At 58.4% G+C, this 11,915-nt stretch carries 12 protein-coding genes; 7 read left to right on the top strand and 5 right to left on the bottom strand.

Annotated features, from left to right (window positions below):
• Positions 1-245: 245 nt before the first annotated feature.
• Both O6760_RS32425 and O6760_RS32430 read left to right on the top strand, forming a co-directional pair.
• Entirely contained in the window at positions 246-590 is a 345-nt protein-coding gene (locus tag O6760_RS32425) for a DUF736 domain-containing protein (RefSeq protein WP_062492226.1), read from the top strand.
• A 304-nt stretch (positions 591-894) separates the two neighbouring features.
• Positions 895-1,182, top strand: coding sequence for a hypothetical protein (locus tag O6760_RS32430; protein WP_062492139.1), 288 nt, complete (start codon positions 895-897; stop codon positions 1,180-1,182).
• A gap of 157 nt (positions 1,183-1,339) precedes the next feature.
• On the opposite strand, the gene traG is transcribed toward O6760_RS32430, so the two are convergent.
• The 4 genes from traG to O6760_RS32450 form a co-directional block, all read right to left on the bottom strand.
• Positions 1,340-3,244, bottom strand: coding sequence for a Ti-type conjugative transfer system protein TraG (traG, locus tag O6760_RS32435; RefSeq protein ID WP_265733584.1), 1,905 nt, complete (start codon positions 3,242-3,244; stop codon positions 1,340-1,342).
• Positions 3,189-3,446 carry a conjugal transfer protein TraD gene (gene traD / locus O6760_RS32440; RefSeq protein ID WP_062492143.1) on the bottom strand — a complete coding sequence of 86 codons (258 nt, stop codon included), beginning with the start codon at positions 3,444-3,446 and terminating at the stop codon, positions 3,189-3,191. Before traD ends, traG begins: the two co-directional genes overlap by 56 nt.
• A 46-nt stretch (positions 3,447-3,492) precedes the next feature.
• Positions 3,493-3,744: a TraC family protein gene (locus tag O6760_RS32445; protein WP_062492145.1), complete on the bottom strand. Its 252-nt coding sequence runs from the start codon at positions 3,742-3,744 to the stop codon at positions 3,493-3,495.
• Positions 3,745-4,055: 311 nt separating this feature from the next.
• The gene (locus tag O6760_RS32450; RefSeq protein ID WP_152508066.1) at positions 4,056-5,198 is read right to left on the bottom strand and encodes a hypothetical protein; all 1,143 of its coding nucleotides are present in this window, start codon (positions 5,196-5,198) and stop codon (positions 4,056-4,058) included.
• 216 nt (positions 5,199-5,414) lie between these two features.
• Here O6760_RS32450 and traA point away from each other — a divergent pair, with 216 nt between their 5' ends.
• From traA to O6760_RS32475, 5 genes are read left to right on the top strand one after another with little or no spacing between them, the layout of a single operon-like run.
• Positions 5,415-8,792, top strand: a complete 3,378-nt coding sequence (gene traA, locus O6760_RS32455; protein WP_152508012.1) for a Ti-type conjugative transfer relaxase TraA — start codon at positions 5,415-5,417, stop codon at positions 8,790-8,792.
• Between the two features lie 35 nt (positions 8,793-8,827).
• Positions 8,828-9,346, top strand: a complete 519-nt coding sequence (traF, locus tag O6760_RS32460; protein ID WP_088665296.1) for a conjugative transfer signal peptidase TraF — start codon at positions 8,828-8,830, stop codon at positions 9,344-9,346.
• Between the two features lie 34 nt (positions 9,347-9,380).
• Positions 9,381-10,505 carry a conjugal transfer protein TraB gene (locus O6760_RS32465; protein ID WP_062492230.1) on the top strand — a complete coding sequence of 375 codons (1,125 nt, stop codon included), beginning with the start codon at positions 9,381-9,383 and terminating at the stop codon, positions 10,503-10,505.
• A gap of 4 nt (positions 10,506-10,509) precedes the next feature.
• On the top strand, positions 10,510-11,136 hold the full coding sequence (locus O6760_RS32470) for a TraH family protein (protein ID WP_062492152.1): 627 nt from the start codon (positions 10,510-10,512) through the stop codon (positions 11,134-11,136).
• Positions 11,133-11,501, top strand: a complete 369-nt coding sequence (locus O6760_RS32475; RefSeq protein ID WP_062492154.1) for a thermonuclease family protein — start codon at positions 11,133-11,135, stop codon at positions 11,499-11,501. Before O6760_RS32470 ends, O6760_RS32475 begins: the two co-directional genes overlap by 4 nt.
• On the opposite strand, the gene O6760_RS32480 is transcribed toward O6760_RS32475, so the two are convergent.
• Positions 11,498-11,722, bottom strand: coding sequence for a helix-turn-helix domain-containing protein (locus O6760_RS32480; protein ID WP_062492156.1), 225 nt, complete (start codon positions 11,720-11,722; stop codon positions 11,498-11,500). The genes O6760_RS32475 and O6760_RS32480 overlap by 4 nt on opposite strands.
• Positions 11,723-11,915 lie beyond the last annotated feature (193 nt).

An 11,915-nucleotide genomic window follows, 5' to 3' on the forward strand; every position in this document is an offset into this window, starting at 1 on the left:
GGGCCGGTCATCTTCCGGTTCCCATTGGAGCTATCCGAATATGCCGACGATTGGACAATACGGCCTTGAGCTCGTCCTCAACCTTGGGCGCAAAGAATTTCCCCGCCGGTTCCCGGCTCCTCGCTACCCAAATTCTTCCCGCCCTGCGGTCCTGCACTGGCGTTGCGGTCCCTTCGGGGTGCGGCCCGCGCTCTTGGCGGCCGTTCTTTTTGTCCATCGGCAATTCGAACAAAAGGAACCGGAAGATGACCGACAACCTCACCAACTACATCCAGTTCGCCGGTGACAAGCTCACAGGCAACATTGCAACTCTGGCCTTCGACGTCGATGTGACCGGCGAAGCCTTGCACAGCGACAACGAGAAAGCCCCCAAGTTCCGGCTCTATGCCAAGAGCCCAGCCGGCAAGCGCATCGATATCGGTGGCATCTGGGAGCGAAACAACGCCAACGGCGATCCGTACTTTTCGCTCACCATCAACACGGGCCACTCGAAGTTCTACGCGAACCTCGGCCGGTATCCGGATCAGGATGACGATGCACTTCAGGCCGTCATTCCGAATGACTATCTGAACAGCGATCGCCGGGGTTAATCCCCCGGCCTTCGGGCCGATGAAAGGCCCAATTGATCTCCGGGCTTCGCCCTGCGCGCTCCGCTTGCCGATGAGGCATCACCCAGCCGGGAGGTTTATGCTTCTTCTGTGAAAGCCCATCGTACTCCAACTCCTCACGAGTAAAGGATGAGCGGTTCCCCCAATTTTCACGCGGCCACGCTGCGCGCGTCCACGAGAAAATCGGCTCCCCCACTCACCGGCTCCGCCGGCCGCTGCGCGGTCCTTGACTCCCTCGTCGTGCAGAAGTGGGGACCTTTCGTCAGAAAAACGAAAGGACAAATCAATGATCAATCAAGTCAACACCATCGACGGCGGCAGTGCAGCTTACTGGGCCGAGCTCCGCGAGGCTTATCAAGTGATCGCCAGCGTGCAGTTTCGACTAGACGCTCTTAAAACGGAACCGCAGTACTGCGGATTTGTCGATGCTTACGGCGAACAGGAAGTCTTTGAAAACGTTGAACCGTGGGATCGTCTAGCCGCCGCTCAAGAGGCACTGAAGGCCAACCCGCGCGCCCTTGCCATTCTGGAGGCGTCAGGCCGGACAGCCGCATTTCTCGATATTGGCTTTTGAAACGTTCAATCGCGAGAGGGCGAAAGCCCTCTCGCAGTCTTCATCATGGTGACAGCCTGGCGCGCATCGAGCGCGCCAGACCGTCTTGGTAGGGTATCGCCGAACTTCTATCCCCAGGGACCTACCCCGATAGGACGTTTGATAATCCTGCTTTTCATCAGTTCTTCGCCTGGCTTGAGTTGCCAAACCGGGACGCGCCGACTTTCTCGGTCATGTCGTTCCGTCGGAAGAACATGGCCCGGCCGCAACGCAGTGGTTCGTTGCCGCTGGTGAAGATGATCTGTTCGTCGGATCGCATTTGCAGAACTTCATGCGGCTGGATGAGAGGACGCTGAGAGAGCTGGCGGGACCGGTTACGGGTGACATGACCACCGCGCGAGGAGCGGCTGACCTGTTCCACCTCGATTGTCGTCATGCCGCAGCGGTCGGAAATGTACCGGGCCGTGTCCGGATCGTTGATCGCGGAGAAGGAGACCCAGGACGCGGATTCGAACCACTTGGACGTGGCATCTTTCCCGCCGAAGGCTTCCCGCATCTGTCCGAGAGACTGAAATAGCATCAAGAGCGAGATGCAGTATTTGCGACCGGCATCACGGGCCGTCTCGATGATGCGCATGTAGCCGAGGCGCGCAGCCTCATCCAGCATGAAGAGCACCCGGCCGTTGACGTTGCCGTCCCGGTTATAGACAGCCTTCAAGAACGCACCGATGATCACACGGGCCATGCCGGGATGATTTTCCAGAGTGGACAGATCGATGTTGAGAAAGATCGTCGTCCGACCGTTGGTAATCGTATCCGTTCCAAACGTGTTGCCGGATACCAGCGCCGCATAGTTGTCATAGGAAAGCCAGTGCGTTTCCTTGGCCGCGGTCGCATAGACGCCCGAGAAGGTCTGAGGCGTCATGTTGATGAACGGACCGACAAGCTCTTTCACGAACTCGGTCGGAGCCGTGTCGTGGATGTCGGCCAGGAACTCTTTCAGGTTCTCCTCCGGTTTCGTCAGAATGCTCCGCACGGCGCGCAGCGACCGACTTCCCGTGGCGTTCTCTTGATCGGAAAAGACCACATGCGCGATTACGCTGGTAATGAGCTGTTCCGCATTGGTGCGGAAGAAGTCATCGGCGCCGGATGCAAGCCGCGGCTTTTCCGACATGAGCCAGGCCGCGACCGTCGCAATGTCCTCTTCGATTGACGAGCCGAACTGTCCGACCCAATCGAGGACATTGAAACCGACGTCAGATTCCTTTGGATCGAGACAGATAACCTTCTGTCCCATCGCGCTGCGGCTCTCAGATACCATCGGCGCTATCTCTGTCGATGGATCGAGGACGACCATCGAACCAGGATATTTAAGGCAGGTCGGAATGACTACCGATGTCGTCTTGTAGCCGCCCGATCCGGCAAAGACGATGCCGTGGGTTGATCCAAACCCCTGATCGAATGCAACGAGGGGAGCCTTGCCGCCTTTGCCCCAGGTCTCCTTATGGCGCGGATCGAAATTGACCTCCGTCACGCTATCCTTATCGACCCGGTAGCGCTCACCCAGGACAATTCCGCCTTGCTCCGGAAAGATCCTTGCAGCCATCGCGTTGTCCATCCAGTCGCTTTCGCCATGGATGGCCCGTCGGCCGGAAACGCGTTTCGGCCGATTGACGCCGAACGCCGTGTTTCCTTTCAGGCCGACCTTCAATCCGAACAGGCCGACGAAGAGCGCGCCGGTTGCACCACTGAGCGAATAGAGATCGGCATATTGCAGGATTGTCCCAGGCTGCACCTGAGACGAAAATGAATTCAGCCGCAGCACCTCATGGAGCGCCGCGATGGTGAACACCATCAGGCCGCCGATGAGTACGCCCACGCCAGCCCAGCTAACGTCGAGGCTGCCGCGCGCTGAAAAGAGAACAATGAGACCGAGGCCGGCAGCGACGAGGGAGGGGAGGGTGAGCCCGATCCTGCCGAGCATCATGTAGGCTTTTTGATTTGTGGCGAGCGCGGCCATCTTCGTCTCAATCCCGCTCAAGCCCCACACCGCCGCCAGCATGAGGGCTATCGGGATCAGCATCAACATTGCCCTTTTGACTGTCATCCTTGAACGCCGCCTTTCCGATCGCGCGCCATCTGTCGCGCTGATTTGTATCGCCAAGCTGTTTCGCGGCATCGGTGAGGATGCCGAGAAGGATGGCCTTGTCGGTTTCGCGAAGTCCGGCTTTGACGATGAGGCCGCCGAGCTGGATCTTCTCTCTTGCGTCTTTCTTGCGGTCCATGAACCGAGCCCGCTTTATCCGATTTTCGAGAGTTCGGAATTGCCCCTCAATTTTGCGGAGCCGGAGTGTGAGCTTGTGGAGTGGCCGGGTTTTGAAATCGGGCAGCAACATCTTTCAGAGCTTTGGAGAGCTCTGCCTCGTCAATGTCGAGATCGGCCAGGCCGCTCTCCATGACGAGCTTGGCAACGCGCTCGGACTGCTTCTTGAGCACTTCCTTTTTGCGCTGCTGCAGTTTCGCAATCTGTGCTTCGATGTCGTCGATCTGTTCGGAGGCGGTTTTGGCAGTGCGTGGAGCCATGAAATAATCCTCTTCAAGTGAATGGTTGCCGGTGCGGCATGGTTCGCTCTTAACGGGTCGGGGACTCCGTGTCGAGACGGGTTGCAGCGGGAGCCGTTCGTTCAACCCATGCGGAGTCCGCTCAGGTAAAAAGAGATGGGCCTATCGGTTTCGAAATGCGGGTTTTGAGGATCTGGTTTTCCAGCCCGAAGGGCCGCAGTCCGGTTTTGAGGAAAACCGGACGGAGCGGGCGGAGGCTTGAACGCGCTCCCCATCAAGCGCCGAAGAGAAAGCCGTAGCCTGTGGTAAACCAGATCCGGGCGGGAGGTCGGTTAGACAGTCAACCAATCCGGAAGAGGCAACGATTTTTGAAATTCGCTCTCTTTGGAAAAGCGCCAGTTGACGCCGAGCAGACCGGTGATGCGATCCGATATGAGATCCTGGAGACGGCCGTCATCAAGCATATTGACTTTCGCCTTTCTGACTACAAGTTCCCAATTGCGAACCAGCCTTAGATCAAGATCCCAAGTGATCGCAGATCGCCGTTGCCAGATCTTTTGAACGATACGGGAATAGGCGGCAGTCTGTTCGCCCGTCCAGCGGTTTGCCCAGGCAATGCGCTCCCACACTTCGTCAGACTGGCCGTGCGCATCAGCGCGACACGGATGAAACATCCGGTGACAAGCCTTGCATAAGGAAAGCAACGCTACGAGAGTTTGAACGCCGCGCGTATCCGATACAGCGTCGCGGCGTTTCGGAGTGTGATACTCCCACAGCTCATGACACTCGATTGATTGGGGCTTGTCACCGCAGACCTGACAACAGCCGCCGCTTCGCGCGGTAGCCTCAAGCCGCAACGCGTTCCAGCTCCCTTGCGTAAGGATGTTTGCGAGGGATGCGCCGAAGGAGGTTTCGGGGATCATGTCAATCATGAGTGGCTGGATTTCGCTTTTGGCGAAGAGCGGCAAGAAGAGATCCAGCTCGGCAGGGATCTTATCGACCTTCCTCAGATCGATGAGAGCGCTTTCATTCTCTACCTGCGCTCCCGCCTCCTGGGCGTCGGCTTGTTCCGTCGTCCGGATGGGCAGATTGATTTCCAGTGTTTCCGCTCCCCACGTGCCGGGAAAGAGCGCAATCGATCCATTCGGCAAAGGACGTTTGGTGAAATAGTGAAGCGGGAAGCTGTCAGGCAAATCGTCGTGGCTGACCTTAAAGCCCATCGCATTCTGAAGCCTGACCCTCTCCAGTGAAAAAGAGCGTGTTTCGGTCTTCAGTGTCGAGGCCGCCTTTGGGTTGGCTTCGACTTTTGGAGCTTGTCGTTCAGAGGTGGGGGCGGGTGGAGTGACCTGTGTTTGCGCTTTTCTGCGAATGAGCCAGCCAAACATGTTTGGAAATGCCTTTTTCAGAAAATGAGCTTCGCGACTTGAAACCGAAGAGATGGGCTTGCGCCCAGCCGCCGCATGGCGGCTGCTCATTAAGAGGACTGCTTTCAAGCAGAACTTACCAATGCGCACTTATAGGATTGTGGATACAATCCCGGTATGCTAAGCGTCAAGTGTCTTCGCAACTCTGTCGCGAAGTTTGACGCCAGGCCCTTGAAATGAATTTCAGAGGCTTGGCTGTTCGCTTCGCTCGCTTCAACCCGCCACCGTTCGCCCCCATCATCGCCGCCCGCAGGTTCAGCGCCCTCCATGGCCATCTATCATTTCCATGTTCAGGTGATCTCCCGGAGCGAAGGCCGGTCGAGTGTCGCGGCGGCGGCATACCGGCATCGTACCCAGATGACGGTATCGAACGATCTGGACCACAAGAAATTCAACTACGCCCATAAGGACGGCGATCTGGTTCATGAGGAACTGGCGCTGCCGGATCAGACGCCACAGTGGTTCCGGACACTGATCGACGGGCGGAGTGTCGCCGGCGCGAGCGAGGCTCTTTGGAATGCGGTCGAGGCGCATGAGACCCGCGCCAATGCGCAGCTTGCCCGCGAGATCGTGTTCGCGCTGCCGTCGGAATTGAGCCGCGAAGAGAACGTTGCCCTCGTCCAAGGCTATGTCCGCGAAGCCTTCACATCGAGAGGCATGATTGCGGATTGGGTCTATCACGACAAAGAAAACAATCCGCATGTCCATGTCATGCTGACGATGGCTCCTTTGACGGAGGCGGGGTTCGGGTCGAAGTGGGAAACGCTTCTCGATGCGAAAGGAGAACCGGTTCGGGCGGGAGGTCAGAAGAACGGCAAGATCCAGTACAAGGCATGGGCTGGCGACAAGGAAACGCTGAAACAGTGGCGGGAGCTTTGGGCCACGCATGCAAACAAGAGTTTGGAGCAAGCCGGCCAGGAAACGCGGATCGATCACCGCAGCTATGAGGCTCAGGGGATCGAGCTTCGCCCGACATCCAAGATCGGAGTTCAGGCTCGCAACATTGCCAAAGAAGCCAAAGCCCAAGGACGTGAAGCCGATCTGGAACGAGCGGTCTGGCATGCGGAAAGTTGCCTGGAGAACGTTCGGCGTATCAAACGCCGCCCGGAAATTGTCATTGATGCGATCACACGCGAGAAGAGCGTTTTCGATGAGCGGGACATTGCAAAATACCTTCATCGCTATGTGGACGATCCGGGTAAGTTCCAGGACCTGCTGGCGCGCGTTCTGAATTCCCCGGATGTCGTGAAGCTCGCCGTCGAAGCGGTTGATCCGGAAACCTGCGAAATGGAACCGGCGAAGCTCACCAGCCGGGAGATGATGCGGCTCGAATCGGAGATGGCGCGGCGGGCCGATCACCTTGTTTCCGCTTCCTCCCATGGCGTCGATGAGCGGTCTCGCGCCGCGGTCCTTTCCAAGATCCAGCAGCTTTCCGATGAACAGCGTGTTGCGATTGAGCGCATCACGGCCGATGAGCGAATGGCGTCCGTTGTCGGCCGGGCAGGGGCGGGCAAGACCACGATGATGAAAGCCGCCCGTCAGGTCTGGGAGTCGAACGGCTATCATGTCGCCGGCGCCGCCCTGGCGGGCAAGGCGGCCGAGGGGCTGGAGAAGGAAGCTGGAATCGCATCGCGCACCCTGGCGTCCTGGCAATTGTCGTGGGCGCGGGGTGAGGGGCTTCCGGATAGAAAGACCGTGTTTGTGATTGATGAGGCGGGCATGGTCGATAGTCGGCAGATGTGCGTCTTTGTCGAGACGATCGCGAAGGCCGGAGCCAAGCTCATTCTGATCGGGGACGCGGAGCAGCTGCAGCCGATCGAAGCCGGTGCCGCGTTTCGGTCCCTGACGGGCCGAACGGGCTACGCGGAACTTGGCACGATCTACCGTCAGCGCGAACAGTGGATGCGCGATGCGTCCATGGATCTTGCACGGGGCGATGTCGCCAAAGCGATCAACGCGTATCGCGCCAACGGTCACGTTGTCAGCATGCCGCTCAAGGATCAGGTCATCAAAGGCATGATCGATGACTGGTCGGCCGACTACGATCCCTCGAAGTCGATGCTGATGCTTGCCCATCTTCGAGCTGATGTTTTTGAGCTCAACAAGTTGGCACGCGCCACGCTCATTGAACGCGGTCTGATTGAGGAAGGGCACAAGTTCCGTACCGAGGACGGCGAACGGTTCTTTGCTGCTGGCGATCAGATCGTGTTCCTGAAGAACGACCGAGACCTAAACGTCAAGAACGGCATGATCGGCCGCGTGGTCGAAGCGGGTGAGGGGCGCATTGTTGCAGAGATCGGGGCTGTTGGTGGTAGTGGGGGATCGGATCAAACCCGGCGCGTCGAGGTCAACCAGAAGACCTATCGCAATGTCGATCACGGCTATGCGACGACGATCCACAAATCTCAAGGCGCGACCGTCGACAAGGTCAAGGTTCTGGCAACGCTTTCGCTGGACCGGCATCTGACCTATGTCGCGATGACCAGGCACCGGGAAGACGTGAAGCTCTATCACGGAGCGTTGTCGTTTGCGAAGAATGGCGGCCTGGTCGAGGTTCTTTCCAAGAAAGGTGCCAAGGATACGACGCTCGATTATGCGGGCTCGGAACTCTATGCCCAGGCGCTCAGCTACGCGGGCAGTCGGGGTCTCTACGGACTTCGGGTTGCGAAGGCCATGGTGCAGAACCAGCGCCGTTGGTTTGGCGAGCAAAGGGCGAAGCTCTTGGCGCTCGGCGAGCGGCTTGCCGTGCTCGGCGCAAAGCTTGGCATTGGTTCACGCGGTCTTGCCACAAACGCACTTACCGTCCAAACAGAGCCACGCGAACAGGCGGCCCCGCTGCAGCCCTGGATCAAAGGCGTTGAGGAATGGGCACTATCCGTCACTGAGACTGTGGAGGCCAAATTGCAGTCCGATGCAACGTTGACAGCCCATTGGGTTGAAATCCAGAACCGCGCCCGTCTCGTCTATGAGCAGCCGGACGAGGCCGTAAAGTCGATGCGGATCGATGACATCGTGAAATCGAGTGGCGCTGAGCAGGTGTCCGCCCGCGATAAGCTCGCTGAAGAATTGGCGAATGCGCCCGAACAGTTCGGATCGCTACGCGGCAAGACGGGAATGCTTGCGGGCAAGTCCGCTCGCGAAGCTCGCGAGCAGGCGTTGAACAACGTTCCGCAGCTCAGCGACGATGTGAAAAACTACATCCGTCTCAGGGCCGAGATCGGAGACTTGCGCACGGTGGAGTTGGAACGGGAGCGGGATCTGTCGCGCGTCGATGTGCCGGCGCTGTCGCCGGCGGCCGATGGCGTCTTGTCGCGGATCCGCGATGCCATCGACCGCAACGACCTGAATGCGGGCCTGTCCTTCCTTCTGGCGGACAAGATGGTCGAGGCCGAGCTCGGTGAAGTCGCCGCGAAGCTGGACCAGAGGTTCGGCGAGAGAACGTTCATGGCCGGTCTCAAACCGGAGGGGCCTGCCTTTGAAAAGGCCGCCGCCCGGGTTGCCGATGAAGATCGGAGCAAGCTTGCGGATGCATGGCCGAAGTTCAACGCGCTGCAGAAAGTCGATGCAAAGAAGCGTTCCCAGGAGAAAGCTCAAGCGCAGGTGTTGAAAAAGGAACAGGTCAAAGATCAGGGCATGACCCGGTGATAGAGAAGGCGCGGCGACGGGGCAAGCGGAAAGCCTTGGCAATCCTGTCGCTGGCCGGATTAGCGATTGGCGGCATTGCCGCCGCCGGTTTTCTCGGCGGCTACCGGATCAACACCACACCGAGTTTCCCACTCGGACTTTGGCGGATCGAGGAACTGTCCAGGGAAGCTCGCCGGGGGGACACCTTGTTCATCTGTCCGCCGGCGAATTCGCCGGCGATCGAACTGGCGCGCGATCGGCTCTATCTTCCTGCAGGTTTGTGCAACGGCGGCATGGCACCGCTCATCAAAACCGTTGTGGCCTTGCCGGGACAGACCGTCACCATCGAGGGCAATCAGGTTGCCGTCGATGGCGAGCTCCTGGCGCATTCTTCCATCCAGGCGAAGGACGAGCAGGGGCGTCCATTGACCGCCTATGCCGGGGGTATCGTTCCGGCGGGCGATATCTTTGTTCATTCCGATTACGTGGCTTCTTATGATTCAAGATATTTTGGCCCCATCCCGGCGAGCGGCATTCTCGGCCTGGCGCGAGAAGTGCTCACCTTCCAGCCCTAAATTCGCGCGGGGTCTGCTTTGCGTCCTGGGAGGCATTGCGACCGGCACAATCGGCTGGTCCGGCAACGTGCTTCTGCTGCCGGCCGGAATGCTGTTTCCGGCTTTCTGGGCCTATTCTCCGTCCCGATCCGTGGCGGCGCTGGTGGCAGCGGCGCACTTCCTCGGAGCCTCACGAGGCTTGCCGCAGGGCGCGTCCATATTCTTCGGATCCCAATATGCTATCGGAATCGGCCTTTGGTTCGCAGCGTCTCTCGTCTTTGTCGCCGTCTATTCCGCGCTGTGGTCGGGCCGATCCGGTTGGCCGCGAATGCTGCGGTATCTAATCGCAAGCGTTCTGATGAGCTTGCCACCCTTCGGAATCATGGGTTGGGCCAGCCCGATCACTGCGGCCGGCGTGCTCTTTCCGGGATGGAGCTGGTTCGGACTGGCAGCGACCGCGATCCTGTTGCTCATGATGACCACAAGCCTTTGGAGGATCGCGGTCCCGATTGTCGCCGGATGTGCTGCTTGGTCCGCCGCATTCTGGACGGACCCGAACGTAATTGAGGGTTGGACCGGCATCAACACCACTTTCCGCTATGAAGGGGCTGGACAGCACGCCGGTTATGAGCAGCAGCAGGAAACAATCGCCATGGTTCGCAAGGCGGCCGGGCAGGGGGCTAAGGTAGCGGTCCTGCCCGAGAGCGCTTTAGGACTATGGACTCCGACGACGGAACGGCTCTGGACAGATGCTTTGTCGGATCTGTCAGTGACCGTGATCGGGGGCGCCGCGGCCATTCAAAAGAGCGGCTATGACACGGTGATGGTGGAGATCGCGAAGTCGGACACGCGGATCCTCTATCGCGAACGCATGCCGGTCCCGGTTTCCATGTGGCAGCCTTGGCGCCGGCTCACAGGAGACGGCGGCGGAGCCAACGCCTACATATTCTACAATCCAGTTATGCCTGTCGCGGGCTATCGCGCAGCGCCGTTGATCTGCTACGAGCAGTTGATTATCTGGCCTGTCCTGCAATCCATGGCTTTGAACGCCGATATCATCGTGGCGATCGCCAACGGCTGGTGGACCGGCGGAAGCAACATTACCGCTATTCAGCGTGCCAGCGTCACAGCCTGGGCAAAGCTGTTCGATGTTCCGCTGGTGATCGCATTCAACGAGTGAAGCCATGATAGATGCCGCCCTGATAGAACAGTGTGCCGACCCTTCCTTGACCCCTGCCATCGTTGAAGAGTTCATTGCGGCGGCAGGATCAGAAGATCCGTTGAACGTGACCGTTCGTGCCGGATCGAAGACGTTTCTGGTGCCGAAGGTCAAATCACCCGAAGAAGCGATGAAGCTGGTTCAGGATCACCTCGGCAAAGCCGTCGTGCGCGTCGGGCTCACGCAATACCCCGTTGGAATTGGCGTCACCGACAAGTCCCAGGTCACCGCGGATGTGTTCGACACCTGCAACAACATCAAAATCGGGACCGCGCTGTTCGCCCGCGTCTATCGGGTCGTGACGAAGTGGTACGGCACGCCGGTTCAAGAGGCGTTCGAAGATGCCATCGAGGCATACCAGACCGGGTATTTCGACGGTGAGTATGTGTTCACGGCAAAAGACCCAGGAGAGAGCGTTGATCTGGCTGCTCCGGACCCGGCCGCCTCAGTGGAGGGAGCGCCGGCGCCAGAGGCTGACAATGCGAGTCCGGACCCCAGGAATGAACTCCGGCAACAGCTATGGGCGCAGGATCCAAACAAGGCGGACATTGGCGTTGATCTGTCCGGAATAGGGGACTTCAACAGAGAATGACCAGCCACATCGTTGTTGCCGTGTATCTCTGTGCTGCGACATGCCAGCCACAGCAATTGCGCGTTTGGGACGGTGACAGTTTCCTGATCGGCATGAAGCACGGCTCGGAGCGTGTGCGGGTTCTCGGCCTGGATACCGCCGAGATCGACGGAAAATGTTCCTATGAAATCCAGATGGCAAAGAAGGCCAAGCGCCGGCTCGCCGAGTTGGCGAACGGACAACGCATTCAGATCCTCCGAAATGGCAAGGACAAGTATGGCCGCACCCTCGCAAGGGTCTTGGTCAACGGCAACGACGTAAGCCAAATTCTCATCAACGAGGGGCTTGCCCGGCCGTGGCACGGACATCGCGAGCCGTGGTGCTAATCTTTCGGCTTCTTGATCCGTCGAAGAAACTCCATCGGATCCACGTTGAGCGCCAATGAAATCTGATAGATTGTAATAACGGTTGGGTTCCGTTTTCCGCGTTCCAGGCTGCTCAGATATTGCTGGCTGATGCCACTGATCGCCGCAATTTCCTTTTGCGTCATATTCCGCTCATCTCTTAGGCGGGTGAGATTTTTTCCGACGAGGCGGCGCATGTCCATGCGCTTTTGATTGGCAGCTTACAAAATTAGAGTTTATCAACTTCTCTATTCGTCAAACATGGGGATTGACGGGCGACCGTATTAAGAGACTTTTGCGCCTGCGTCGCCATTATTCACGTCATCATGTCGGCTTTCCGCAAATCTGTTTATTAAATGGCCTAGTTTTCAAGTTTCGTGCGAAATGTATTTGAAC

This window comes from Roseibium sp. Sym1 (genome assembly GCF_027359675.1).
Classification (GTDB): Bacteria; Pseudomonadota; Alphaproteobacteria; order Rhizobiales; family Stappiaceae; genus Roseibium.

What these genes read in the sequence shown, in the direction of transcription:
- O6760_RS32430 (WP_062492139.1), top strand. Translation starts at nt 895, where the DNA reads ATGATCAATCAAGTCAACACCATCGACGGCGGCAGTGCAGCTTACTGG.
- O6760_RS32470 (WP_062492152.1), top strand. Translation starts at nt 10,510, where the DNA reads ATGATAGATGCCGCCCTGATAGAACAGTGTGCCGACCCTTCCTTGACC.
- traG (WP_265733584.1), bottom strand. Translation starts at nt 3,244, where the DNA reads ATGCTGATCCCGATAGCCCTCATGCTGGCGGCGGTGTGGGGCTTGAGC.
- O6760_RS32445 (WP_062492145.1), bottom strand. Translation starts at nt 3,744, where the DNA reads ATGGCTCCACGCACTGCCAAAACCGCCTCCGAACAGATCGACGACATC.
- traD (WP_062492143.1), bottom strand. Translation starts at nt 3,446, where the DNA reads ATGGACCGCAAGAAAGACGCAAGAGAGAAGATCCAGCTCGGCGGCCTC.
- O6760_RS32450 (WP_152508066.1), bottom strand. Translation starts at nt 5,198, where the DNA reads ATGAGCAGCCGCCATGCGGCGGCTGGGCGCAAGCCCATCTCTTCGGTT.
- O6760_RS32480 (WP_062492156.1), bottom strand. Translation starts at nt 11,722, where the DNA reads ATGGACATGCGCCGCCTCGTCGGAAAAAATCTCACCCGCCTAAGAGAT.
- O6760_RS32475 (WP_062492154.1), top strand. Translation starts at nt 11,133, where the DNA reads ATGACCAGCCACATCGTTGTTGCCGTGTATCTCTGTGCTGCGACATGC.
- O6760_RS32425 (WP_062492226.1), top strand. Translation starts at nt 246, where the DNA reads ATGACCGACAACCTCACCAACTACATCCAGTTCGCCGGTGACAAGCTC.
- traA (WP_152508012.1), top strand. Translation starts at nt 5,415, where the DNA reads ATGGCCATCTATCATTTCCATGTTCAGGTGATCTCCCGGAGCGAAGGC.